Genomic DNA, 25,689 nt, shown 5'->3' with positions numbered 1-25,689 from the left:
AGGCTACCCCATGATCCGCGAAGAATTCCTGCGTTTGGCCGCTGCCGGCTATAACCGTATCCCGATGGCCTGCGAAACCCTGGCCGACTTCGACACACCGCTGTCGATCTACCTGAAACTGGCCGACGAGCCCAACTCCTACTTGCTGGAGTCGGTGCAGGGCGGCGAAAAGTGGGGCCGCTACTCGATCATCGGCTTGCCGTGTCGCACGGTACTACGGGTTCATGATCACCACATCAGCGTGACCCACGACGGCATCGAGATCGAAAGCCACGAAGCCGAAGACCCATTGGCCTTCGTCGAAGAATTCAAAGCCCGTTACAACGTACCGTCCATCCCTGGCCTGCCGCGCTTCAATGGCGGCCTGGTCGGTTACTTCGGTTATGACTGCGTGCGTTATGTGGAGAAACGTCTGGGCAAGTGCCCGAACCCCGATCCACTCGGTGTGCCAGACATTTTGCTGATGGTCTCCGATGCCGTTGTGGTGTTCGACAACCTTGCCGGCAAGATGCACGCGATTGTCCTGGCCGACCCTTCGCAGGCCGACGCTTTCGAACACGGTCAGGTGCGGTTGGAAGCGCTGCTGGAAAAACTCCGCCAGCCGATTACCCCGCGCCGTGGCCTGGATTTCAGCAAGCAGCAATCGGCTGATCCGGTGTTTCGTTCAAGCTTCACCCAGAACGATTATGAAAAAGCCGTCGACACTATCAAGGAATACATCCTGGCCGGCGACTGCATGCAGGTGGTGCCTTCTCAGCGCATGTCCATCGACTTCAAGGCTGCGCCGATCGACTTGTACCGGGCGCTGCGTTGTTTCAACCCGACGCCTTACATGTACTTCTTCAACTTCGGCGACTTCCATGTTGTCGGCAGTTCGCCGGAAGTGCTGGTGCGCGTCGAGGACAACCTGATCACCGTGCGCCCGATTGCTGGCACTCGCCCTCGTGGGGCCAGTGAAGAGGCAGATCTGGCACTGGAAAAAGACTTGTTGTCGGATGACAAGGAAATCGCCGAGCACCTGATGCTGATCGACCTTGGTCGTAACGACACTGGCCGTGTTTCGGAGATTGGCTCGGTGAAACTCACCGAGAAGATGGTCATCGAGCGTTACTCCAACGTGATGCACATTGTGTCCAACGTCACTGGGCAATTGAAAGCCGGTTTGACGGCGATGGATGCATTGCGGGCGATTCTGCCGGCGGGCACGTTGTCTGGCGCGCCGAAGATTCGCGCGATGGAAATCATCGACGAATTGGAGCCCGTCAAACGTGGTGTCTACGGTGGAGCCGTCGGTTATTTCGCCTGGAACGGCAACATGGACACGGCGATCGCGATCCGGACGGCAGTGATCAAGGACGGCGAGTTGCACGTGCAGGCTGGTGGCGGCATTGTTGCCGACTCGGTACCCGCGCTGGAGTGGGAAGAAACCCTGAACAAGCGCCGCGCCATGTTCCGCGCGGTGGCGCTGGCCGAACAAACCCCGCAAAGCTGAGTTCACGCCAGACCTGTGGTTTATCGGCATAAAAAAACGCGGCGCCTGTGAGGGCTCCGCGTTTTTTATGCCAGCGATTTAGAAGTCGAGACTGACCCCGACATTAATCCCCTGTTGGGTGAAGTCATCATCCTTGCGAATGATGTAGTTGGCCCGCAGTGCCAGGTCCTGGGTAAGTTTGTGGCTTACGCCCAGGTTCAGGCGGTTCAGGTTGGTTTGCGGGGTGTAGCCTTCGAGTGTGAAGTGGTTGTTCGGCAGGCTGTTGAGATTGATGGTTAGCGCTTGGGTGTCGTTGTTGTATTCACGCTCGTGAGCGAGTTCGCCAAATACCTGAGTCATTGGGGTGATCTGGTACTTGCCCTGAATACCGACGCCCAGGCGTTTGGAGTTGCGCGACTGGTCATCGAACGTCAACGCTGTCGCGTCGGCGCCTTTTTCCGAATAGCCATCGACCTCGACCTTGGCGAAGTCGGCACTCACGAATGGCGACAGGTGCCATGGACTGCTGGCCGACTGCGCAATGTCGTAACCGAGGCGACCACTGATGGCCAGCAAGTAGCCGCTGGTATCACCTTTTTCCCCGCGCTCGTTAACACCCAGATCGAATTTGCGCTTGAGACTGTCGTAGTCAAGGTGTCCGGCGGTCATCGCTACATCACCCCACCAGCGATTCTGCTGGTACTGCGCGAACGCCGTGCCCATGTAGGTGTTGAGTGTGTACTGCGAGTTGTCCTGGCCTGCTTCAAGTTTCTGGTTGTAGAAACCGGCGGCTACACCGAGGCGCCACGCCTCGTTGAGGCGGTAGCTGCCACCGATGTTCAGGTTGTAACCCGTGCCGTCGCCGCTGGCGGCGCTGTGTTGGTCGTCGAAGTCCTGATGTTGGCCGCCGCCGCTGACAATGGCTCGCCATTGACCGACGCCTTGCCAGTTTTCCCAGTCAGCCAGCCACTGGCTACGCAATTCGTCCTGATGCGCGCGCAAGGTGCCTTGGGCCATTTCCGGCAACAGTGTCAGTTCCCAGGGCGCCGACAGCAGGGAGTAGGCGTAATCGGCAATCAGGCGTTGCCCGGCTTCTGTGGGGTGGACCGAGTCGTTGTAGATCAGTTTGGTCGGGTCCGGCGTGGCACTGTTGATACCATATCGGGCGTTTTCGGTGCAGCTGTCGCCGCTAAAACAAGTCGCCGTCAGGTTCTGATCGGTGGCCAGCCCGAATTGCGCCGGGTTGGCGAACGTCTCTTTGAGCAGCAGCGGAATGTTGAGCGGAATGATCTCGGCGTTGACCGTTTGTAGTTTACTCACCAGTTCATTGTTGAACTGGGCGCTGAGTTGCGACGTAAAGGCTTGCAGCGGAGTGCCGTTGACGGCGGGCGTCAGTCCAATGTCTGGCAGCAGCCAGACCATGATGTATTTGGCGCCAGCGCTTTGCAGTGCCTGCACGCTGCTCACCAATCGATCGGCGGCGGCATTGGCTTGATCGAGGCTGAGCACGCGACCTTGCAGAAAGTCGTTGCCCCCGCCCGACAGGTAATACAGCGCATTCGGATCGGCACGGAAATTATTCGTCGGCAGGTACCCGGCACGAGTCCGTTCGCCGGTGGCGGAAGTGCTGGTGATCGAGTCTAGAATCTGGTCCGTGCGGTAACCGCCGGTGGCCCAGTTGTTACCGTCCGGCAAGCCTTCGCCGGCGCGTACTGCCGAGGTCGAGGCGGCAGTCTGGTTCGGCGTGAACCCGAGTTTTCCGCCCAGCAATTGCGTGGAGTTCAGCGAGCGCAATTCACCGCTACCGTCCTGATAAAGCGGACCGGTGCGGTTGGTGTAGCGTTGCGTGGCGCCGGCGGGACCGCCCGTATCGGTAAACTGCCCGGCATCGTTGAGGCTGTCGCCGAAGACCACGAAGTTTGAATAAGGATTGGGCGCCGCGATTGCTTGGGCGCAGGCTATGGCGAGCAGGCATCCGGTGAGCGGTACAAACAACTTCTGTTTGATCATGAGCAAGTCCGTTTATTTATTGTTGTATGAAACGAAACGACAGTACCAAAAACTCTCGGCCTTTTGCCATCCGTCGCGAACCCCTTCGATTGTTTCGCAAGCCACCGGCACCGCCATATTGCACGCCCTGCCCAGCTAAGTTACTGTGCCCGGACGCATAAATGAGACCTTCCCCGTGTTGATCGTCCGCAAACTCTTGGATCAAGTCATCAAGGCACACGCCCGTTGGCGTTGGCGCGCCTGAATCTTTTTGGCCGGCCCCGCCGACCTGTATCGCTTTGCCTTCTTTACCCGTCTCAAATGCCGCTTTGCTGGCGTAGCTCCAGCACCTGGCAACGCGCAGCGCACTGCGGGTAAATCATTCGAAGGCCATTTTTAAAGTCAGTGAATTCAAGAGGTCCTACACGCCATGTTGCTGATGATCGACAACTACGACTCATTTACTTACAACGTTGTGCAGTACCTGGGCGAGCTAGGCTCCCAGGTTAAAGTAGTGCGCAATGACGAACTCACCATTGCCGAAATTGAAGCGCTCAACCCAGAGCGCATCGTGGTGTCCCCAGGTCCTTGCACCCCGACCGAAGCCGGCATCTCCATCGAAGCCATCAAGCACTTCGCGGGTAAATTGCCGATTCTGGGGGTTTGCCTGGGCCACCAGTCCATCGGCCAAGCCTTTGGCGGCGATGTCGTTCGCGCCCGTCAGGTCATGCACGGTAAGACTAGTCCGGTATTCCATGAGGACAAGGGCGTTTTCGAAGGGTTGAACCATCCGCTGACCGTGACGCGTTATCACTCGTTGATCGTCAAGCGCGAGACCCTGCCCGATTGCCTGGAGCTGACCGCCTGGACCCAACTTGAGGACGGCTCTGTGGACGAGATCATGGGCCTGCGCCACAAAACGCTGAACATCGAGGGGGTGCAGTTTCACCCTGAGTCGATCCTCACTGAACAGGGCCATGAGCTGTTCGCCAACTTCCTCAAACAAACCGGCGGCATGCGCTAAGGACTTTGTATGAATATCAAGACAGCCCTGAGCCGTATCGTCGATCACCTCGACCTCAGTACCGATGAGATGCGCGATGTGATGCGCGAAATCATGACGGGGCAATGCTCGGACGCGCAGATCGGTGCGTTCATGATGGCCATGCGCATGAAGAGCGAAAGCATTGACGAAATCGTCGGTGCTGTCTCGGTCATGCGTGAGCTGGCGGACAAGGTTGAACTCAAGACCCTCGACGGCGTAGTCGACGTGGTCGGCACGGGCGGTGATGGCGCTAACATCTTTAACGTATCGACCGCGTCATCCTTCGTGGTCGCTGCTGCCGGTTGCACGGTAGCCAAGCACGGTAATCGTGCCGTCTCGGGTAAAAGTGGCAGTGCCGACTTGCTGGAAGCGGCGGGTATCTATCTGAACCTGACCCCGGTTCAGGTGGCGCGCTGCATCGACAATGTCGGCATCGGTTTCATGTTCGCCCAGACCCATCACAGTGCCATGAAGCATGCCGCCGGGCCGCGCCGTGACCTAGGGCTGCGGACGTTGTTCAACATGCTTGGCCCGCTTACGAATCCGGCCGGCGTGAAGCATCAGGTCGTAGGGGTGTTCAATCAGGCATTGTGCCTCCCGTTGGCCGAAGTCTTGCAGCGTCTGGGCAGCAAACATGTGTTGGTGGTGCATTCCAAGGATGGCCTCGACGAATTCAGCCTCGCTGCGCCGACCTTTGTCGCAGAACTGAAGAACGACCAGATCAGCGAGTATTGGGTCGAGCCCGAAGACCTGGGCATGAAAAGCCAAAGTCTGCACGGTCTGTCCGTCGAAAGCCCGGCGGCTTCGCTTGAATTGATTCGCGATGCGTTGGGCAAGCGCAAGACCGAGAACGGTCAGAAGGCTGCCGAGATGATCGTGCTCAATGCCGGTGCTGCGCTGTATGCCGCCGACCATGCGACAAGTTTGAAAGAGGGCGTTGCCCTGGCGCACGATGCGCTGCACACCGGCCTCGCTCGGGAAAAACTTGAGGAGTTGGGTGCATTTACCGCGGTATTCAGAGTGGAGAATGAGGGATGAGTGTACCGACGGTTCTGGAAAACATCTTGGCCCGCAAAGCCCAGGAAGTTGCCGAGCGTAGCGCCCGTGTGAGCCTGGCCGAGCTTGAGGTGTTGGCGAAGGCCGCGGGTGCGCCCCGTGGCTTCGCCAAGGCATTGATCACTCAGGCCAAGCTCAAGCAGCCGGCGGTGATTGCGGAAATCAAGAAAGCTTCGCCAAGCAAAGGTGTGATTCGGGATAATTTCGTTCCCTCCGACATCGCCAAAAGCTATGAGAAGGGTGGTGCAACGTGCCTGTCGGTCTTGACCGACATCGACTTCTTTCAGGGCGCTGATGCGTACCTGCAACAGGCACGTTCCGCGTGTAAATTGCCGGTGATTCGCAAGGACTTCATGATCGATCCGTACCAGATCGTCGAAGCCCGCGCCTTGGGCGCCGATTGTATTTTGTTGATCGTGTCTGCACTGGATAACGTGAAAATGGCCGAGCTGGCCGCCGTCGCTAAAGGCGTCGGCCTTGATGTGTTGGTTGAAGTCCACGACGCTGATGAGCTGGAGCGGGCCTTGAAAACGCTTGATACACCGTTGGTGGGGGTGAACAACCGTAACCTGCACACATTCGATGTGAACCTGGAAACCACGCTTGACCTGTTGCCGCGCATCCCGCGCGATCGTTTGGTGATCACTGAGAGCGGTATTTTCAACCGGGCAGATGTCGAGCTGATGGAAATCAGCGACGTGTACGCGTTCCTGGTCGGCGAAGCCTTCATGCGCGCCGAAAGCCCCGGAACGGAACTGCAACGTCTGTTCTTCCCGGAGCGTGGCACGGTGGTGAGTGGCTCTACACTCGACTGATCGACCACACGTTGACCGGTCGCCTTCGAACAGGCTCGCTCCCACTGTAAGTCTGCCAACTCTGGAGATCCAATGTGTGAGCGAGTTTGCTCGCGAAGACGTCATCAGATGCGACACAGACCCAACGCCCTACGGATCCTCTATGACTCAACCGACCTCTCTGACTGTCGAAGGCGGCTTGCTCGCCGAGCAGGATCTGCTGGCTCACGTGTGCAGCGGTGATTCGGAGTTTGGGTTGCTGTTTTGGCAGCCCAGCGATCGAGCGTTGGTCATGCCGCGTCGCTTGAGTCGTCTGTCTGGGTTCGAGGCTGCGTGCGAAGTGTCGGCGGCGGCGGGGTGGCCCGTGCTGCTACGTGAAACCGGTGGCGAGCCGGTCCCGCAATCCGCCTCAACTATCAACATCGCACTGGTCTATGCACCCCCGCGCAGCGAGGGTGATCAGCAGCGAATCGAAACGGCTTATCGCCGACTCTGCGAACCGATTTGCCACCTGCTCGATGAGTTGGGGGGCGTTTCTTCATTGGGTGAAGTCGAAGGTGCCTTTTGTGATGGCCGGTTCAACGTCAACCTTGACGGGCGCAAGATGGTTGGCACGGCCCAGCGCTGGCGCCAAAGCAAGGGCGGGCAGCGTCCCGTTGGATTGGTGCATGGTGCCTTGCTGCTGGATGACGAGCGGGCTTCGATGGTTGCTGCGGTCAATCGGTTCAATGCGGCGTGCGGCCTGGAGCAGCGGGTTCGCGCCGAGAGCCACATCGCCTTGCATGAGAAATTCAGTGCGCCCGAGGCATTGGCGCGTCTGGACGCGTTGTATCGCCAAATACTGGCTCGAATGTTCGAGGGTTAGCGCGTTCCGAAGACCACCATGGTCTTGCCTTTAACGTCCACCAGGTTGCGCTCCTCCAGGTCCTTGAGCACGCGTCCGACCATCTCCCTCGAACAGCCGACAATCCGCCCGATCTCCTGGCGGGTTACTTTGATTTGCATGCCGTCTGGATGGGTCATGGCGTCCGGTTGCTTGCACAACTCCAGCAGGCAGCGCGCGACTCGTCCGGTCACGTCAAAGAAGGCCAAGTCTCCTACTTTGCGCGTGGTATTGCGCAGACGCTGTGCGATTTGTCCGCTGAGCACGTAAAGAATGTCTGGATCCTGCTGCGACAGTTCACGGAATTTCGCGTAGCTGATTTCCGCGACTTCGCATTCGATCTTGGCTCGCACCCAGGCGCTACGTTCCTGTTCTTGACCGGCCTGCTCAAACAGCCCCAGCTCGCCAAAGAAGTCCCCGGAATTTAAATAGGAAATGATCATTTCGCGGCCCTCATCATCCTCGATGATGATGGTCACTGACCCCTTGATGATAAAGAACAGCGTGTCTGAGCGATCACCGGCACAGATGATGTTGCTCTTGGCTGCATAGCGGCGGCGCTGGCAATGCATCAGTAGCTTGTCGAGGTTTTTGATTTTTGGGGTTGGGGCACTAGCAACCATGGTTGTATCCCGAAAGGACTTCACTGTGTGTTTGGTTTTTTTATGAGGTGCAGATGACGGTCGCTACAAAGCTGGCTATGCGCCAGCGAATTGGCGCCAGCTTAACAGACACTTCCTTGATAATTCGAGAATTTACCTACGCCGAATGTGCATGCGTCCTAGGACGGCGAAGCGCCGTCATACCGGGGCCTTGTGCTAAGCTGGCGACCCTTTTTTAGACAGTGGAGTCTTGGCGATGAAGGCACGCATCCAATGGGCTGGCGAAGCCATGTTCCTCGGTGAATCCGGCAGCGGTCATGTCGTTGTCATGGACGGTCCGCCTGAGGCCGGTGGTCGCAATCTGGGTGTTCGCCCGATGGAAATGCTGCTGTTGGGCGTTGGCGGTTGCAGCAATTTTGATGTGGTCAGCATCCTCAAGAAATCCCGTCAGGCAGTCGAAAGCTGTGAAGCGTTTCTCGACGCCGAGCGTGCGACCGAAGACCCTAAGGTCTTTACCAAGATCCACATGCACTTTGTGGTCAAGGGGCGGGGGCTGAAAGAAGCGCAGGTCAAGCGTGCCATCGAGCTGTCGGCCGAGAAGTATTGCTCGGCCTCGATCATGCTCGGCGCAGCCGGCGTGGCCATTACTCATGACTACGAGATCATTGAACTCGGCTGATTCGACATTCAACTATCATAAAAGCAGTGCAGACTCTGGCGATCCATAGCTGACGTCTGCATAATGCGCCACTTTTTTCAGGGTAGTGGCCCGCTAATCGAGAGGCCGCACACCCGAACAGACAACCAAAATCGCCATCGCGAAGAGGTGTTAACCGTCCTACGCAGGTGCGTTGTTCGCATCTGACGGGCATGCTTGATCACGCGGCCGGGCCGCTTACATAGAGAGTTTTTAACGGTGAAAAGCAAACTCAAGCTCCATGGGTTCAATAACCTGACAAAGACCTTGAGCTTCAACATCTATGACATCTGCTACGCGGAAACCCCGCAAGACCAGCAGGCTTACGTTGAGTACATCAATAAAGAGTACAACGCGAAACGCCTGACGCAGATTCTCACTGAAGTTGTCGAAATCATTGGTGCCAACATCCTGAACATTGCCAGTCAGGACTATGAACCCCAGGGTGCCAGCGTCACGATTCTGATCTCTGAAGAGCCGGTGACCCCAACCGACAGTCAGATCGAAGAGTCACCAGGCCCGTTGCCCGAGATTATCCTGGCCCACCTCGACAAAAGTCATATCACGGTGCATACCTACCCGGAAATCCACCCGGTGGATGGCATTGCGACATTCCGTGTAGACATAGATGTGTCGACCTGTGGCGTCATTTCACCGCTTAAGGCGCTCAACTTCCTGATTCACCAGTTCGAATCGGACATCGTGACCGTGGATTACCGCGTGCGCGGTTTCACCCGTGACGTTGAAGGCAAAAAGCACTTCATCGACCATGAGATCAACTCGATTCAGAATTATCTTTCCGAAGACACTCGCGACAGTTACCAGATGACTGACGTGAACGTGTACCAGGAAAACCTGTTCCACACGAAGATGCTGTTGAAGAACTTCGAGCTGGATAACTACCTGTTTGGTGATGCCACCAGCAGCCTGTCTTCCGAGCAGCGCTCGCAGGTGACTGAGCGGGTGAAACACGAAATGTTGGAAATCTTCTACGCACGCAATATGCCGAGCTAAGATTTTTTGTACAAAAAAGGCGACTACTTTGCGGTAGTCGCCTTTTTTATGGCTGAAATGCATCGCTCTGTTGAAGCGAGCGTGGCTCGGACGGCGATTTGACGATAAGTCTTAGATCCGGTAACTGCTCTTGGTCATCACCTTTGCCAACAGGCTCATGCCGAATTTAACCGGCGCCGGAAAACGGAAACCGCCTGCATCCAGCGCACTTTCCGCATGATGCTCTTCATCGACGCGCATCTGCTCAAGGATCGCCCGTGATTTCTCGTCCTCGGCCGGCAGTTGCTCCAGATGTTCATTCAAGTGCTTGCACACTTGATGCTCTGTCGCGGCAACAAATCCGAGGCTGACCTTGTCGCTGATCAAGCCGGCCACCGCGCCAATTCCGAACGACATGCCGTAGAACAGCGGATTGAGGATGCTGGTGTGGCTGCCCAACTGCTGGATGCGTTGTTCGCACCAGACCAAATGATCGATTTCTTCCTCGGCGGCATGTTCCATTGCCGCGCGCACGTGCGGTAACTTGGCGGTGAGGGCTTGTCCCTGGTAAAGCGCCTGGGCGCACACTTCACCGGTATGGTTGATGCGCATCAGGCCGGCAACATGTCGGGTGTCTTCGTCGCTCATTTTTACGTCCGGCTGAACGATGGCTGGCGACGGGCGGTACGGCTGGCCACTGAAGGGCAGCAAGGTACGCATCGCTGCGTCGGCTTGCAGCAGAAGACGGTCAATCGGCGAGTAATGACGTTGTGTAGACATGCTGACCTCCGGGAGGAATCTCGGCGGCCAGTTTAACCCAATCGGCCGCGCAAGGTTTGCGCTGGGTCATCCATAAGCGCCAGCACTTCTGTAATTAGCCCGGCGGCCAGTTCATTTGCCGCTGACCCAGTACGTGCATGTGAATGTGATAGACAGTCTGACCGCCCAGTTCATTGCAGTTCATGACGATGCGAAAACCTTCTTCGCAACCCAGCTCCAGCGCCAGTCGCTGGGCGGTGAACAGAATATGCCCGGCCAGTGCCTTGTCGTCTTCGGTCAGGTCATTGAGGGTGCGTATTGGCTTTTTCGGGATGACCAGAAAATGTACCGGTGCCTGTGGGGCAATATCGTGGAAGGCCAGTACCTGGTCGTCCTCAAAAATAATCTTCGCCGGTATTTCCCGGTTGATGATCTTGGTGAACAGAGTATCCACAGCTTTTTTCTCCGTTGTTTGGGCTGGCCTGAGTGTACTCATGGGCCATGCCCGAGCCCAGTCTTTTGCTTTGTGGGCACTCAGCGCGGGCAATAGGCTTTGTTAACCATGCCGGTGATGGTCCGAGTCAGCCACCGCGAGCCAAGCCTTGGCAGGAAGGCGAACCAGCGATTCAAGCGTCCGGGAATGATGATGGCGCGGTTTTTCTCCAACGCACGAACCGTGTAAAGCGCGACCTCTTCCGGGCTCATGAGCCGTTGACTGTTCGCTAGTTTTGCGATGTCCAGTTGCGCGGTACGGAAAAACGACGTTCGTGTTGGCCCTGGGCAGAGCACCGATACCTTTACTGCGCATTTCTTCAGCTCGACGCGCAAGCCTTCGGAAAAATGCAGTACATAAGCTTTGCTGGCGTAGTAAGTGCTCATCCATGGGCCCGGTTGAAATGCCGCCACCGAGGCGACATTCAGAATTTGCCCGCCGCCCTGCAGAGCCATGCTATTGCCGATGGCATGACACAGCCGTGTCAGCGCGAGAATATTGACCTCAATCAGGTCTTGTTCGGTCATCCAGTCCTGGGCCAGAAATGGGCCGCAGGTGCCAATACCGGCGCAGTTGACCAGTAAATCAATTTGCCGATCACCCTCTTCCAGTTCCAGCAGAAATCCTGAAAGCCGCAATGGCTCACCGAGATCACAGGCCCGGAACAATACTTCCACGCCAAACCGTTGCGTTAGTTCAATCGCAATACTTTCCAGCTGATCACGTTGTCGGGCCACCAGGATCAAGCTGCGGCCGCGCCGGGCAAGCGCTTCTGCCAGCGCTAGGCCGATGCCGCTGGAAGCACCAGTGATCAGAGCGTAACGGGTCATGCATTTCTCCATCGCAACAGCTCCGCGCCGGCGACGCAGGTGTCACGGACGGGGAGCGCTGTTCATTCTTTCGCAGAGTCTACAGGGGGCTGGGCTGCTTCGGCTGCATCGTCGGTTGAATTTGGCGCTTGTTCGGCCGACTCAGCCGGCTCCACCTCAACGTCGTCGGTGGTCACAGAGCCACTGTCATAGCTGGTTTCCGTGGCGCTTTCGTACTCATTTCGTAGAGTACTGATACCGCCGGACAAACCAGCAAAGAACATGATGGCAATAAACGCTACCCACAACGATGACAACACCTTCACCGCTGTGCTGTTGGGCGGTGGCGGCGCGCCGTATCGATTGGCGATGTTGTTGCCGGGGGCAATCATCAGTACAAACGGAAAAAAGCTGCCCACGAAGGGCACCAGGCTCAGCAGCCAGAGCCAGCCGGACCAGCCGATGTCGTGCAAACGCTGCACGCTGATCTGGATGCTGATGAACGCAAACGCTACGCAGAGGAGCGCTGCCAGCAGACCACCGATCACCAAACCAGCCGTGGAGTTGGCGCTTATGAGCGTGAGTGCTATCGAGGCAAATACAGCGACGGTCATCAGCATGACCAGCGCCAGCACCATCGTCCATGCGAGGAAGCGCAAGCGACCGATGCGCCCCTCAATGCTGAAGGGTTTGAGTGTGGCGAACTCGGGCAGCGTTTCACCGACACTTGCCTGAGGAGGAGCGTAAGGGGATTGTGGGGCAGGCGACAGCGTTGGGTCGTTGGCGTGATGATGCTCGTGGACGTCTGACAAGTTCAGCTCGATGGCGGGCTCTGCTTCGATGCGCGCATCGATTCCGGTTTTCTTCAGTGCTTGAAGGTAGGTCTGCGCATCTGCTTGTGACAGGTCACGTTTGAGCGCTACGCAATGGCCACTAAAGAGCCGTTCGATGGCTTCCACATCGCTTTTGAACAGCTCGGCGATATTGAGTTTTGCGGTGGCAACATCAACGCCTGGCAGCAAGGCGCCGTCGAAGACAATCTTGAACCGGTTTTCGCTCATGGCCGAGGCATCCTTGTCACAAATTTTTTTAAATAGAAAAGGCTGTAGGCGCGGAGTGTAAAGCCAGCCGGTCAAGGCTGGCCAAGTTTTCCTTTCAGCGTGGCCAGCGTTTGGGCAACTGTGCGGCGAGTTCCTGCGCCTTGCGGTACTCGGCGTCCAGCCGCGCAATCAACTGATCGACACTTGGCAGGTCATTGATTTCTCCGACGCCTTGTCCGGCGGACCACACGGTTTTCCAGGCTTTGGCTTCATCGCTCAATGGCTTTAGCTTTGAGCCGAAATTCATTTCGCCCTTACCTTGCAGTGTTGCCATGTCGAAACCGGCATTCTCCAGGCTCTGGCGCATAAAGCTTGCCGGTACTCCGGAGACAGCGGGAGTATGAACGATGTCGGCTGCCTTGGAAGTCAGCAGCATCTGCTTGTAGGCGTCAGGCGCATGACTTTCAGTGGTGCCGATAAATCGCGTACCGAAGTAGGCCAGATCCGCGTCGAGCAATTGTGCCGCGAGAATCTCGTGGCCGTGGTTCAGGCAGCCCGCGAGTAACAGGGTCTTGTCGAAGAATTGGCGGATCTCGGCAATCAGCGAGAATGGGCTCCAGGTGCCGGCGTGTCCACCGGCGCCTGCGGCGACAGCGATGAGCCCGTCCACGCCAGCTTCGGCAGCTTTCTCGGCATGGCGGCGGGTGGTCACATCATGGAATACCAAGCCTCCATAGCTGTGGACGGCATCGACCAGTTCTTTTACGGCTCCGAGGCTGGTGATCACGATCGGGACTTTATGTTCGACGCAGATGTCCAGATCCGCTTGCAGGCGTGGATTGCTGTTGTGAACGATAAGATTCACGGCATAAGGTGCCGGATTTTCCAATATCGCCAGCCCCGCTTCGATCTCTTCCAGCCAGGCCTTGAAGCCACTGCTTTCACGCTGGTTCAGCGCAGGAAAGCTGCCCACGATGCCATTGCGACAGCAGGCAAGCACCAGTTGAGGGTTAGAGATCAGAAACATCGGCGCCACCACAACAGGTAGGCGCAAACGTTGGTCGAGTAGCGCGGGCAGCGACATTGGAAGTACCCCGGTGAGTAATGGCTTATTGGTTTAGAACGGGCGAACGACGACCAGAATTACGATAGCCAGCAATATCAGAACCGGCACTTCATTGAACCAGCGATAAAAGACATGGCTGCGGGTGTTTTCGCCACGGGCAAAACGTTTTACTTGCGCGCCGCACATATGGTGATAGCCGATGAGGATCACCACAAGTGTCAACTTGGCGTGCATCCAGGCGCCTTGGCCGAAATACGCGCTTGGATTGAGGCTGATCAGCCAGATGCCGAAGGCCAGAGTGGCGATCATCGCCGGACCCATGATGCCGCGGTAAAGTTTGCGCTCCATGATGCTGAAGCGTTCTTTACTGACAGTGTCTTCACTTTGAGCGTGGTAGACGAACAGTCGCGGCAGATAGAATAGGCCGGCAAACCAGCAGACCATGCTGACGATGTGAAGCGCTTTGAGCCATAGATAAAGCATTTTTAGTTATTCCCAGGTTCACGGTAGTCCGAATAGTAGAGGCTTGAGCGGCCGCGCGTCACCTTGGCGGTTGTCGCAGGGCTGCGTGCCCCCTATTATCGACGGCTTTCCAGTGGGTTCGTTGAGGGCAGGTTTATGGTCAAGGTCGGTATCGTCGGCGGCACGGGTTACACCGGTGTCGAACTGCTGCGTCTGTTGGCACAGCATCCGCAAGCGGAAGTGGTGGTCATTACTTCTCGATCCGAGGCTGGCCTGCCTGTGGCCGACCTGTATCCGAACCTGCGAGGCCACTACGATGGTTTGGCGTTCAGCGTGCCTGACATCAAAACCTTGGGTGCCTGTGACGTGGTGTTCTTTGCCACGCCTCATGGTGTGGCCCATGCATTGGCAGGTGAGTTGCTGGCTGCCGGGACCAAGGTCATCGACCTGTCGGCAGACTTCCGCCTGCAAGACGCCGATGAATGGGCTAAATGGTACGGTCAGCCTCATGGTGCGCCAGAGTTGCTGGAAGAGGCAGTTTACGGCTTGCCGGAAGTTAATCGTGAGCAGATCAAGCATGCACGTCTGATTGCCGTGCCCGGTTGCTATCCGACTGCTACGCAATTGGGTTTCCTGCCGTTGCTTGAGGCGGGTCTGGCGGATACTTCGCGTCTGATAGCTGACTGCAAATCCGGTGTCAGCGGTGCCGGTCGTGGTGCTTCTGTCGGTTCGCTTTATTCCGAAACGTCGGAAAGCATGAAGGCCTACGCAGTAAAAGGGCATCGTCACCTGCCGGAAATTCGCCAAGGACTACGTCTTGCGTCCGGCAAGGAAGTCGGTTTGACCTTCGTTCCGCACCTGACCCCGATGATTCGCGGCATTCATTCGACACTTTATGCGACCGTCGTTGATCGTTCCGTGGACCTGCAAGCACTGTTTGAAAAGCGTTACGCCAACGAGCCGTTCGTCGATGTGATGCCGGCCGGTAGCCATCCTGAAACCCGCAGTGTGCGCGGGGCAAACGTGTGCCGTATTGCCGTGCATCGTCCGCAGGATGGTGACCTGGTTGTGGTGTTGTCGGTGATCGATAACCTGGTCAAGGGCGCGTCGGGTCAGGCGGTGCAGAACTTGAACATCTTGTTCGGGCTGGATGAACGCTTGGGCTTGTCTCACGCAGGCATGCTTCCATAAACCCTGCTAAGAGCTTGGCAAAAGGCCCGTTAATCGGGCTTTTTTGCATTTTGGTCTAACAATTTTGGCGATTGATATACCGTAACAATAGTTGACCAATTTTCTAGGAGAAGCGGATAATGCGCGTCATCACGCATTATGGCGGCATCACGCCGGGAGATAGTTAGCATGAGCGTCGAATCCTTCACCCCCACGGCTTTGCAATTCACTCACGGTGCTGCGCACAAGGTGAAGAGCCTGGTCGATGAAGAGGGGAATGATCGTTTGAAGCTGCGCGTATTTGTTACGGGTGGCGGTTGTTCAGGTTTTCAGTACGGCTTTACCTTTGATGAAGAAGTAGCTGACGACGACACCATCGTCGAGCGCGAAGGCGTTAGTCTGGTGGTCGATCCTATGAGCTTCCAATACCTGGCGGGTGCCGAGGTGGATTATCAGGAAGGTCTGGAAGGTTCGCGTTTCGTGATCAAGAACCCCAATGCAACCACCACCTGTGGCTGCGGTTCTTCGTTTTCGATCTGATCGCGCTTTATTGCATCATCAAGCGCCGCACAGCTCATGGCTTTGCGGCGTTTTGCTGTGTGGGGCTCAGGCCGGGTAGATGGCACCGAGCACGCGCAGGCCGCGGGCGCCGGTGACGCTCGGGCGATTGGCCGCAATACCTTCCAGGCAGCAGTGAGCCAGCCACGCAAAGGCCATGGCTTCGACCCAGTCGGGGTCGACACCGTAAGCGGCGGTGCTGCTGACCTTCGTGTTCGGCAGCAGGCTGGCCAGGCGACTCATCAATGTCGAGTTGTGGGCTCCGCCCCCGCAAACCAACAACTCTCTTGTGCCCAACTGGGCACTTTGTAGTGATTCGACGATAGTCATGGCGGTCAGTTCGAGCAGTGTCGCCTGTACATTTTCGGCGGTGAAGGTCGGCAGGCGGGACAGGTGCTGCATCAGCCAAGGCAGGTTGAACACCTCGCGACCTGTGCTCTTCGGGCCTTTGGTCTGGAAGAACGGATCGCTGAGCAGCGCGTTCAACAAGTCTGGCTCAACCTTGCCGCTGGCTGCCCATTGTCCGTCACGATCAAAGTTATCGCCGCGTTGCTGGTGAATCCAGGCATCCAGCAGAACGTTACCCGGACCGCAATCGAAACCCGCGACAGCGGTGTCGGGCGTTATAAGGCTGAGGTTGCTGAAACCGCCCACGTTAAGCACCGCGCGGTTACCCGGCTGTTTTTCAAACAATGCTTCGTGAAAGGCTGGAACCAATGGCGCGCCTTGGCCGCCGGCCGCTACGTCTCGACTGCGGAAGTCGCTGACTACCGAAATACCTGTTAGCTCTGCCAGCAGGGCAGGGTTGCCGATTTGCACGGTGAATCCGCGCGCGGGCTCGTGGCGAATGGTCTGCCCATGGCTGCCAATCGCACGAATATTTTTAGGCTTTAGTTGCTGCTGTTCCAGAAGCGTATGAATCCCCCCTGCGGCCAGTTTCACCCAGTTTTGCTGGGCAATGGCAGAGCGGGCAATCTCGTCTGGGCCGCTGGCGCACAATCCAAGTAGCTCAGCGCGCAGGCATTCAGGCATGGCGATGTAGTGCGTTGCCATCAGCCTTATCGCCGTGTCTTGCTTGATCAACGCAATGTCCAGGCCATCAAGGCTGGTCCCGGACATCACGCCTATATACAGAGTCATGGCTTAGCGCTTGCTCGAAGCCAGCATTGTGGCTTTCTCTTGATCCATCCGTGCCATTAGCGGCTGGCTTTGTGCGAGGAAGCGTGTTCGCTCTGCCTTCGCGATTGGATCAGCCATTGGCAGTTTCTGACCTAGTGGGTCGACGTGTACGCCATTGACCTGGAACTCGTAGTGCAAGTGCGGACCAGTGGAAAGGCCGGTGGTGCCGATGTAACCGATTACCTGGCCTTGCTTGACGTTGCTGCCGGTCTGGACGCCTTTGGCGAAGCCTTGCATGTGGCCGTAGAGCGTGCGGTAAGTGTTGCCGTGCTGAATGATAACGGTGTTGCCGTAGCCGCCACGACGACCAGCCAATAACACTTTGCCGTCACCGGCGGCTTTAATCGGTGTACCACGAGGGGCGGCATAGTCGACGCCTTTGTGCGCGCGAATCTTGTTCAGAATCGGGTGCTTGCGCCCCATTGAGAATTTCGAACTGATGCGGGCAAAGTCTACCGGGGTACGGATGAATGCTTTGCGCATGCTATTGCCATCAGCCGTGTAGTAGCTGCTGTTGCCTTGCTTGTTGGTGTAACGCACAGCGGTGTAGGTTTTACCGCGATTGGTGAAGCGTGCAGAAAGGATTGGGCCATTACCCACGGGCTTGCCGTTAACGACTTTCTGTTCATAGATCACATCGAACTCATCGCCCTGACGAATATCCTGGGCGAAGTCGACGTCATAGCCAAATACGCTAGCCATATCCATCGTCAGGCTATGTGAGAGTCCGGCGCGGGCGGCTGACTGTGAAAGAGAGCTGTTGATCACGCCATGTACATAGGCGGTGCGCACGGTTGGTTTTGCAGTAATACGGTTGAACACATAGCCCTTGGCATTTCTGGTCAAGGTAATGCTTTCGAGGTCGCTGACCTTGGTGTGTAGGTTGGTCAGTTTGCCATCAGGGCTTAATTCGAATTCGAGTTTCTGGCCATGTTTGAGCTGGCTGAATTGCTTGGCTTGTTTGTCGCTGGCCAGGATTTCATGCACCGAAGCGGCGGGAAGGCCGACTTTCTCGAACAGTGTGGACAGGGTGTCACCCTTGGCAACAATCACCTCCCTGTGGCCTGGAGCTTTCTTTTCTCCTGCTCCTGGCGCGGATGCGGTCTCGGCTGCTTGTTGGGTATCTTCGGCGCCGTTTTCGATCTGCGCAAAAGGCGAGGTTGCCGGTTCATTTGTGGCTTGGGCGGCGTCAGCGGCGTCTTGATCTTGTGTCAGTTGTTCAGCAGGACTTTCCAGTTCAAGGCTTCGGGTCGTCTTTTTGGCTTCAACATCACTGGAAGGGAATACCAGGAGCGCCAGGCTGAGAAGGGCGGCTATACCACTTGCAGCGAGCAGGTGGGTCTTCGGGTAAAGCGGAGGCGCTTTAGACGGTTCTGTGGTCATAAGTAATTTTGACTTTGAAAGGATGAATTGGAAAAGATGAATGACATGATGAAGATTAAATAACTGTATAAAATATAACCAAATCATCTCTGAAGCAAGTCTACGGGTGTTCATGCTGTGGATTGGCTTCCGTGCGCCGGCCAGAACTTGTATTCGGTGTGCGATCTTGTATGGTTGGTTCCCTTTGAATCTGAGCCTTGCGGGTCTGTTATGAAGTCGGTTGAAGAACAGCTAGCGCTGATCAAACGTGGTGCTGAAGAACTGTTGGTTGAGTCCGAGTTGATCGAAAAGCTCAAGCGTGGCCAACCGCTACGTATTAAGGCTGGCTTCGATCCGACTGCGCCGGATTTGCACCTGGGCCACACGGTGCTTATTAATAAGCTGCGCCAGTTTCAGGAGCTGGGCCACCAGGTGATTTTCCTGATCGGTGATTTCACCGGGATGATTGGAGATCCGAGTGGTAAGAGTGCTACTCGTCCTCCGCTCACTCGTGAGCAGGTTCTCGAGAATGCCGAGACCTACAAGACCCAGGTTTTCAAAATTCTTGATCCGGCTAAAACCGAAGTTGCCTTCAACTCCACCTGGATGGATAAGATGGCGCCGGCCGACTTCATCCGTCTTACCTCGCAGTACACCGTCGCTCGCATGCTTGAGCGCGATGACTTCGATAAACGCTACAAGACCAATCAGCCTATCGCTATTCACGAGTTTCTATATCCGCTGGTTCAGGGGTATGACTCGGTTGCTCTGTGTGCTGATGTTGAGTTGGGTGGTACCGATCAAAAGTTCAACCTGTTGATGGGGCGTGAGCTCCAGCGCGGCTATGGTCAGGAGCCGCAGTGCATCCTGACGATGCCGCTGCTTGAGGGTTTGGATGGTGTCAAGAAAATGTCCAAGTCGCTGGGCAATTATGTTGGCATCCAGGAAGCGCCAGGTGTCATGTACAGCAAGCTGGTCTCCATTCCAGATGCCTTGATGTGGCGTTACTTCGAGTTGCTCAGCTTCCTTTCTCTGGATGAAATCAGTGCCCTGCGTGCTGATGTTGAAGCGGGAGCCAATCCTCGCGATATCAAGATCAAGCTCGCTGAGGAGATTGTCGCGCGCTTCCACGGCGATGAGGCTGCGGCTAACGCTCATCGTGCGGCTGGTAATCGCATGAAGGAGGGCGAGTTGCCTGATGATCTTCCGGAGATCCAGTTGGCCGCTTCTGAGGACATGCCGATTGCTGCCGTCCTTAATAAGTCTGGCTTGGTGAAGAACTCGGCTGTCGCGCGTGATCTTCTGAATTCAGGCGGTGTGCGTATAGATGGTGAGGTTGTCGATCGCACCTTTATATACGTGCTTGGTGCGACCCACATTTGCCAAGCTGGGAAGAAGGCATTCGCACGTATCACCCTTAAGGCTGAATAATGCTGTAATTAGATGCTTGACGGCAGATTCTGGAAGTCTATAATTCGCCCCACTTCCGGCGCAGTCGAAACGGAAAACTCCTTGGTAAACAAAGAGTTATGTAGGTTTCGACAGCGAGCTGCTTCAGATCATCGAAGCCCAGAAGGAGTTGATAAGGCAGTGTGTTTTAGCCTTATAAACGATTCGATCTTCTCGATCGAAAGCGGAGAAAAAGAGGTGTTGACAGCAGCGAGTAACGCTGTAGAATTCGCCTCCCGCTAACGAGAGATCGAAAGCGCAAGTGGTTGAAGTTGCAGAGGAAACTTTGAAACTTCTTAAAATAACCGCTTGACAGTAACAGGGGCTGCTGTAGAATGCGCGCCTCGGTTGAGACGAAAGATCTTAGCCACCCGCTCTTTAACAACTGAATCAAGCAATTCGTGTGGGTGCTTGTGGAGTCAGACTGATAGTCAACAAGATTATCAGCATCACAAGTTACTCCGCGAGAAATCAAAGATGTAACCAACGATTGCTGAGCCAAGTTTAGGGTTTCTTAAAAACCCAAAGATGTTTGAACTGAAGAGTTTGATCATGGCTCAGATTGAACGCTGGCGGCAGGCCTAACACATGCAAGTCGAGCGGCAGCACGGGTACTTGTACCTGGTGGCGAGCGGCGGACGGGTGAGTAATGCCTAGGAATCTGCCTGGTAGTGGGGGATAACGCTCGGAAACGGACGCTAATACCGCATACGTCCTACGGGAGAAAGCAGGGGACCTTCGGGCCTTGCGCTATCAGATGAGCCTAGGTCGGATTAGCTAGTTGGTGAGGTAACGGCTCACCAAGGCGACGATCCGTAACTGGTCTGAGAGGATGATCAGTCACACTGGAACTGAGACACGGTCCAGACTCCTACGGGAGGCAGCAGTGGGGAATATTGGACAATGGGCGAAAGCCTGATCCAGCCATGCCGCGTGTGTGAAGAAGGTCTTCGGATTGTAAAGCACTTTAAGTTGGGAGGAAGGGCATTAACCTAATACGTTAGTGTTTTGACGTTACCGACAGAATAAGCACCGGCTAACTCTGTGCCAGCAGCCGCGGTAATACAGAGGGTGCAAGCGTTAATCGGAATTACTGGGCGTAAAGCGCGCGTAGGTGGTTCGTTAAGTTGGATGTGAAATCCCCGGGCTCAACCTGGGAACTGCATTCAAAACTGTCGAGCTAGAGTATGGTAGAGGGTGGTGGAATTTCCTGTGTAGCGGTGAAATGCGTAGATATAGGAAGGAACACCAGTGGCGAAGGCGACCACCTGGACTAATACTGACACTGAGGTGCGAAAGCGTGGGGAGCAAACAGGATTAGATACCCTGGTAGTCCACGCCGTAAACGATGTCAACTAGCCGTTGGGAGCCTTGAGCTCTTAGTGGCGCAGCTAACGCATTAAGTTGACCGCCTGGGGAGTACGGCCGCAAGGTTAAAACTCAAATGAATTGACGGGGGCCCGCACAAGCGGTGGAGCATGTGGTTTAATTCGAAGCAACGCGAAGAACCTTACCAGGCCTTGACATCCAATGAACTTTCTAGAGATAGATTGGTGCCTTCGGGAACATTGAGACAGGTGCTGCATGGCTGTCGTCAGCTCGTGTCGTGAGATGTTGGGTTAAGTCCCGTAACGAGCGCAACCCTTGTCCTTAGTTACCAGCACGTAATGGTGGGCACTCTAAGGAGACTGCCGGTGACAAACCGGAGGAAGGTGGGGATGACGTCAAGTCATCATGGCCCTTACGGCCTGGGCTACACACGTGCTACAATGGTCGGTACAGAGGGTTGCCAAGCCGCGAGGTGGAGCTAATCCCAGAAAACCGATCGTAGTCCGGATCGCAGTCTGCAACTCGACTGCGTGAAGTCGGAATCGCTAGTAATCGCGAATCAGAATGTCGCGGTGAATACGTTCCCGGGCCTTGTACACACCGCCCGTCACACCATGGGAGTGGGTTGCACCAGAAGTAGCTAGTCTAACCTTCGGGAGGACGGTTACCACGGTGTGATTCATGACTGGGGTGAAGTCGTAACAAGGTAGCCGTAGGGGAACCTGCGGCTGGATCACCTCCTTAATCGACGACATCAGCTGCTCCATAAGTTCCCACACGAATTGCTTGATTCATTGAAGAAGACGATTTAGAAGCAGCCCGAAATTGGGTCTGTAGCTCAGTTGGTTAGAGCGCACCCCTGATAAGGGTGAGGTCGGCAGTTCGAATCTGCCCAGACCCACCAATTTTGTGTGGGAAACGCCTGTAGAGATACGGGGCCATAGCTCAGCTGGGAGAGCGCCTGCCTTGCACGCAGGAGGTCAACGGTTCGATCCCGTTTGGCTCCACCACTTACTGCTTCTGTATTGTAAAGCTTAGAAATGAGCATTCCATTGTTAAGATGGTGAATGTTGATTTCTAGTCTTTGATTAGATCGTTCTTTAAAAATTTGGGTATGTGATAGAAAGATAGACTGGACGTTACTTTCACTGGTAACGGATCAGGCTAAGGTAAAATTTGTGAGTTAAATTGCGAATTTTCGGCGAATGTCGTCTTCACAGTATAACCAGATTGCTTGGGGTTATATGGTCAAGTGAAGAAGCGCATACGGTGGATGCCTTGGCAGTCAGAGGCGATGAAAGACGTGGTAGCCTGCGAAAAGCTTCGGGGAGTCGGCAAACAGACTTTGATCCGGAGATGTCTGAATGGGGGAACCCAGCCATCATAAGATGGTTATCTTAAGCTGAATACATAGGCTTAAGAGGCGAACCAGGGGAACTGAAACATCTAAGTACCCTGAGGAAAAGAAATCAACCGAGATTCCCTTAGTAGTGGCGAGCGAACGGGGACTAGCCCTTAAGTGGCTTTGAGATTAGCGGAACGTTCTGGAAAGTACGGCCATAGTGGGTGATAGCCCTGTACGCGAAAATCTCTTAGTCATGAAATCGAGTAGGACGGAGCACGAGAAACTTTGTCTGAATATGGGGGGACCATCCTCCAAGGCTAAATACTACTGACTGACCGATAGTGAACTAGTACCGTGAGGGAAAGGCGAAAAGAACCCCGGAGAGGGGAGTGAAATAGATCCTGAAACCGTATGCGTACAAGCAGTGGGAGCCCACTTTGTTGGGTGACTGCGTACCTTTTGTATAATGGGTCAGCGACTTATTTTCAGTGGCGAGCTTAACCGAATAGGGGAGGCGTAGCGAAAGCGAGTCTTAATAGGGCGTCTAGTCGCTGGGAATAGACCCGAAACCGGGCGATCTATCCATGGGCAGGTTGAAGGTTGGGTAACACTAACTGGAGGACCGAACCGACTACCGTTGAAAAGTTAGCGGATGACCTGTGGATCGGAGTGAAAGGCTAATCAAGCTCGGAGATAGCTGGTTCTCCTCGAAAGCTATTTAGGTAGCGCCTCATGTATCACTGTAGGGGGTAGAGCACTGTTTCGGCTAGGGGGTCATCCCGACTTACCAAACCGATGCAAACTCCGAATACCTACAAGTGCCGAGCATGGGAGACACACGGCGGGTGCTAACGTCCGTCGTGAAAAGGGAAACAACCCAGACCGTCAGCTAAGGTCCCAAAGTTATGGTTAAGTGGGAAACGATGTGGGAAGGCTTAGACAGCTAGGAGGTTGGCTTAGAAGCAGCCACCCTTTAAAGAAAGCGTAATAGCTCACTAGTCGAGTCGGCCTGCGCGGAAGATGTAACGGGGCTCAAACCATACACCGAAGCTACGGGTATCACTTAGGTGATGCGGTAGAGGAGCGTTCTGTAAGCCTGTGAAGGTGAGTTGAGAAGCTTGCTGGAGGTATCAGAAGTGCGAATGCTGACATGAGTAACGACAATGGGTGTGAAAAACACCCACGCCGAAAGACCAAGGTTTCCTGCGCAACGTTAATCGACGCAGGGTTAGTCGGTCCCTAAGGCGAGGCTGAAAAGCGTAGTCGATGGAAAACAGGTTAATATTCCTGTACTTCTGGTTATTGCGATGGAGGGACGGAGAAGGCTAGGCCAGCTTGGCGTTGGTTGTCCAAGTTTAAGGTGGTAGGCTGGAATCTTAGGTAAATCCGGGATTCTAAGGCCGAGAGCTGATGACGAGTTGTCTTTTAGACGACGAAGTGGTTGATGCCATGCTTCCAAGAAAAGCTTCTAAGCTTCAGGTAACCAGGAACCGTACCCCAAACCGACACAGGTGGTTGGGTAGAGAATACCAAGGCGCTTGAGAGAACTCGGGTGAAGGAACTAGGCAAAATGGCACCGTAACTTCGGGAGAAGGTGCGCCGGTGAGGGTGAAGCATTTACTGCGTAAGCCCATGCCGGTCGAAGATACCAGGCCGCTGCGACTGTTTATTAAAAACACAGCACTCTGCAAACACGAAAGTGGACGTATAGGGTGTGACGCCTGCCCGGTGCCGGAAGGTTAATTGATGGGGTTAGCTAACGCGAAGCTCTTGATCGAAGCCCCGGTAAACGGCGGCCGTAACTATAACGGTCCTAAGGTAGCGAAATTCCTTGTCGGGTAAGTTCCGACCTGCACGAATGGCGTAACGATGGCGGCGCTGTCTCCACCCGAGACTCAGTGAAATTGAAATCGCTGTGAAGATGCAGTGTATCCGCGGCTAGACGGAAAGACCCCGTGAACCTTTACTATAGCTTTGCACTGGACTTTGAATTTGCTTGTGTAGGATAGGTGGGAGGCTTTGAAGCGTGGACGCCAGTTCGCGTGGAGCCAACCTTGAAATACCACCCTGGCAACTTTGAGGTTCTAACTCAGGTCCGTTATCCGGATCGAGGACAGTGTATGGTGGGTAGTTTGACTGGGGCGGTCTCCTCCTAAAGAGTAACGGAGGAGTACGAAGGTGCGCTCAGACCGGTCGGAAATCGGTCGTAGAGTATAAAGGCAAAAGCGCGCTTGACTGCGAGACAGACACGTCGAGCAGGTACGAAAGTAGGTCTTAGTGATCCGGTGGTTCTGTATGGAAGGGCCATCGCTCAACGGATAAAAGGTACTCCGGGGATAACAGGCTGATACCGCCCAAGAGTTCATATCGACGGCGGTGTTTGGCACCTCGATGTCGGCTCATCACATCCTGGGGCTGAAGCCGGTCCCAAGGGTATGGCTGTTCGCCATTTAAAGTGGTACGCGAGCTGGGTTTAGAACGTCGTGAGACAGTTCGGTCCCTATCTGCCGTGGACGTTTGAGATTTGAGAGGGGCTGCTCCTAGTACGAGAGGACCGGAGTGGACGAACCTCTGGTGTTCCGGTTGTCACGCCAGTGGCATTGCCGGGTAGCTATGTTCGGAATAGATAACCGCTGAAAGCATCTAAGCGGGAAACTAGCCTCAAGATGAGATCTCACTGGGACCTTGAGTCCCCTGAAGGGCCGTCGAAGACTACGACGTTGATAGGTTGGGTGTGTAAGCGCTGTGAGGCGTTGAGCTAACCAATACTAATTGCCCGTGAGGCTTGACCATATAACACCCAAGCAATTTGCAGGCTTTGAGCCCAAGGGCGAAAGAGCACCAGATTGCGGTGTGTGAAGACGACACAAGTCGAAAGTTTGCGATCAAACACACAAATCTATTACATACCCATTCGCTGGCGTGTTACCCGTAAGGGCTGACGCACTGGCTACCGAATTTCTTGACGACCATAGAGCATTGGAACCACCTGATCCCATCCCGAACTCAGTAGTGAAACGATGCATCGCCGATGGTAGTGTGGGGTTTCCCCATGTGAGAGTAGGTCATCGTCAAGATTAAATTCCGAAACCCCTATCTGCTTATGCAGGTAGGGGTTTTGTTTTTGCGTCCAGGAAA

General features: G+C 55.3%; 20 protein-coding genes, 2 tRNA genes and 3 rRNA genes. 15 read left to right on the top strand and 10 right to left on the bottom strand.

Annotation, left to right across the window (positions count from 1 at the left end):
* The first annotated feature begins 10 nt into the window (after positions 1–10).
* Entirely contained in the window at positions 11–1,492 is a 1,482-nt protein-coding gene (trpE, locus tag RHM68_RS22815) for an anthranilate synthase component I (protein ID WP_322219222.1), read from the top strand.
* A 78-nt stretch (positions 1,493–1,570) separates the two neighbouring features.
* Here trpE and estP read toward each other — a convergent pair whose 3' ends face one another.
* Complete coding sequence (gene estP / locus RHM68_RS22810) at positions 1,571–3,481, bottom strand: esterase EstP (RefSeq protein ID WP_322219221.1); 1,911 nt, start codon at positions 3,479–3,481, stop codon at positions 1,571–1,573.
* Positions 3,482–3,890: 409 nt separating this feature from the next.
* Between estP and RHM68_RS22805 the strand changes: the two genes are divergently transcribed.
* From RHM68_RS22805 to RHM68_RS22790, 4 genes are all read left to right on the top strand, one after another.
* A complete protein-coding gene (locus RHM68_RS22805; protein ID WP_322219220.1) occupies positions 3,891–4,484 on the top strand; it encodes an aminodeoxychorismate/anthranilate synthase component II in 594 nt (197 codons plus the stop codon).
* Between the two features lie 9 nt (positions 4,485–4,493).
* Positions 4,494–5,543 carry an anthranilate phosphoribosyltransferase gene (gene trpD / locus RHM68_RS22800; protein ID WP_322219219.1) on the top strand — a complete coding sequence of 350 codons (1,050 nt, stop codon included), beginning with the start codon at positions 4,494–4,496 and terminating at the stop codon, positions 5,541–5,543.
* Positions 5,540–6,376 (top strand): indole-3-glycerol phosphate synthase TrpC, encoded by an 837-nt coding sequence (gene trpC / locus RHM68_RS22795; RefSeq protein WP_322219218.1) that lies wholly within the window; start codon positions 5,540–5,542, stop codon positions 6,374–6,376. The genes trpD and trpC overlap by 4 nt, the downstream gene beginning before the upstream one ends.
* 142 nt (positions 6,377–6,518) lie before the next feature.
* Complete coding sequence (locus RHM68_RS22790) at positions 6,519–7,220, top strand: lipoate--protein ligase family protein (protein WP_322219217.1); 702 nt, start codon at positions 6,519–6,521, stop codon at positions 7,218–7,220.
* Here the strand turns inward: RHM68_RS22790 and crp are convergent.
* Entirely contained in the window at positions 7,217–7,861 is a 645-nt protein-coding gene (gene crp, locus RHM68_RS22785; RefSeq protein ID WP_322219216.1) for a cAMP-activated global transcriptional regulator CRP, read from the bottom strand. The two genes, RHM68_RS22790 and crp, sit on opposite strands and share 4 nt — an antisense overlap.
* Before the next feature lie 235 nt (positions 7,862–8,096).
* Here crp and RHM68_RS22780 point away from each other — a divergent pair, with 235 nt between their 5' ends.
* Together RHM68_RS22780 and speD are read left to right on the top strand one after the other, a co-directional pair.
* Positions 8,097–8,519: an OsmC family protein gene (locus tag RHM68_RS22780; RefSeq protein WP_322219215.1), complete on the top strand. Its 423-nt coding sequence runs from the start codon at positions 8,097–8,099 to the stop codon at positions 8,517–8,519.
* Positions 8,520–8,756: 237 nt separating this feature from the next.
* Entirely contained in the window at positions 8,757–9,551 is a 795-nt protein-coding gene (gene speD / locus RHM68_RS22775) for an adenosylmethionine decarboxylase (protein WP_322219214.1), read from the top strand.
* 111 nt (positions 9,552–9,662) lie between these two features.
* On the opposite strand, the gene coq7 is transcribed toward speD, so the two are convergent.
* The 6 genes from coq7 to hemJ all read right to left on the bottom strand — a co-directional run bounded on the left by coq7 (position 9,663) and on the right by hemJ (position 14,180).
* A complete protein-coding gene (gene coq7 / locus RHM68_RS22770; protein ID WP_322219213.1) occupies positions 9,663–10,310 on the bottom strand; it encodes a 2-polyprenyl-3-methyl-6-methoxy-1,4-benzoquinone monooxygenase in 648 nt (215 codons plus the stop codon).
* Positions 10,311–10,404: 94 nt separating this feature from the next.
* On the bottom strand, positions 10,405–10,743 hold the full coding sequence (locus RHM68_RS22765) for a histidine triad nucleotide-binding protein (RefSeq protein WP_322219212.1): 339 nt from the start codon (positions 10,741–10,743) through the stop codon (positions 10,405–10,407).
* 80 nt (positions 10,744–10,823) lie between these two features.
* A complete protein-coding gene (locus tag RHM68_RS22760; RefSeq protein WP_322219211.1) occupies positions 10,824–11,612 on the bottom strand; it encodes an SDR family oxidoreductase in 789 nt (262 codons plus the stop codon).
* 62 nt (positions 11,613–11,674) lie between these two features.
* Entirely contained in the window at positions 11,675–12,652 is a 978-nt protein-coding gene (locus RHM68_RS22755; RefSeq protein ID WP_322219210.1) for a DUF805 domain-containing protein, read from the bottom strand.
* 94 nt (positions 12,653–12,746) lie between these two features.
* Entirely contained in the window at positions 12,747–13,715 is a 969-nt protein-coding gene (locus RHM68_RS22750; RefSeq protein ID WP_322219209.1) for a nitronate monooxygenase family protein, read from the bottom strand.
* Between the two features lie 33 nt (positions 13,716–13,748).
* The gene (gene hemJ, locus RHM68_RS22745; RefSeq protein ID WP_322219208.1) at positions 13,749–14,180 is read right to left on the bottom strand and encodes a protoporphyrinogen oxidase HemJ; all 432 of its coding nucleotides are present in this window, start codon (positions 14,178–14,180) and stop codon (positions 13,749–13,751) included.
* Positions 14,181–14,315: 135 nt separating this feature from the next.
* On the opposite strand from hemJ, the gene argC reads away from it, so the two are divergent.
* Both argC and erpA read left to right on the top strand, forming a co-directional pair.
* The gene (gene argC, locus RHM68_RS22740; protein WP_322219207.1) at positions 14,316–15,350 is read left to right on the top strand and encodes an N-acetyl-gamma-glutamyl-phosphate reductase; all 1,035 of its coding nucleotides are present in this window, start codon (positions 14,316–14,318) and stop codon (positions 15,348–15,350) included.
* 168 nt (positions 15,351–15,518) lie between these two features.
* A complete protein-coding gene (erpA, locus tag RHM68_RS22735; RefSeq protein ID WP_007906865.1) occupies positions 15,519–15,869 on the top strand; it encodes an iron-sulfur cluster insertion protein ErpA in 351 nt (116 codons plus the stop codon).
* Positions 15,870–15,935: 66 nt separating this feature from the next.
* Here erpA and RHM68_RS22730 read toward each other — a convergent pair whose 3' ends face one another.
* Together RHM68_RS22730 and RHM68_RS22725 are read right to left on the bottom strand one after the other, a co-directional pair.
* On the bottom strand, positions 15,936–17,027 hold the full coding sequence (locus RHM68_RS22730; protein WP_322219206.1) for an anhydro-N-acetylmuramic acid kinase: 1,092 nt from the start codon (positions 17,025–17,027) through the stop codon (positions 15,936–15,938).
* 3 nt (positions 17,028–17,030) lie between these two features.
* Positions 17,031–18,449 (bottom strand): peptidoglycan DD-metalloendopeptidase family protein, encoded by a 1,419-nt coding sequence (locus RHM68_RS22725; protein WP_322223911.1) that lies wholly within the window; start codon positions 18,447–18,449, stop codon positions 17,031–17,033.
* A gap of 210 nt (positions 18,450–18,659) precedes the next feature.
* Here RHM68_RS22725 and tyrS point away from each other — a divergent pair, with 210 nt between their 5' ends.
* The 6 genes from tyrS (at position 18,660) to rrf (ending at position 25,628) form a co-directional block, all read left to right on the top strand.
* Complete coding sequence (gene tyrS, locus RHM68_RS22720) at positions 18,660–19,859, top strand: tyrosine--tRNA ligase (RefSeq protein WP_322219205.1); 1,200 nt, start codon at positions 18,660–18,662, stop codon at positions 19,857–19,859.
* A 552-nt stretch (positions 19,860–20,411) separates the two neighbouring features.
* Positions 20,412–21,950: ribosomal RNA gene (locus tag RHM68_RS22715) — 16S ribosomal RNA — on the top strand.
* A gap of 83 nt (positions 21,951–22,033) precedes the next feature.
* A tRNA-Ile gene (locus RHM68_RS22710) sits at positions 22,034–22,110 on the top strand.
* 30 nt (positions 22,111–22,140) lie between these two features.
* Positions 22,141–22,216, top strand: a tRNA-Ala gene (locus RHM68_RS22705).
* Positions 22,217–22,452: 236 nt separating this feature from the next.
* Positions 22,453–25,344, top strand: a 23S ribosomal RNA gene (locus tag RHM68_RS22700).
* 168 nt (positions 25,345–25,512) lie between these two features.
* Positions 25,513–25,628 (top strand): 5S ribosomal RNA (gene rrf / locus RHM68_RS22695).
* The 16S, 23S and 5S rRNA genes sit together here with 2 tRNA genes alongside, the layout of an rRNA operon.
* Positions 25,629–25,689 lie beyond the last annotated feature (61 nt).

The organism is Pseudomonas sp. DC1.2 (assembly GCF_034351645.1).
In the GTDB taxonomy this organism is placed as follows: Bacteria; Pseudomonadota; Gammaproteobacteria; order Pseudomonadales; family Pseudomonadaceae; genus Aquipseudomonas.
The sequence above is the reverse complement of the archived record's forward strand: the minus strand, read 5'-3'. Positions and strand labels throughout refer to the sequence as shown.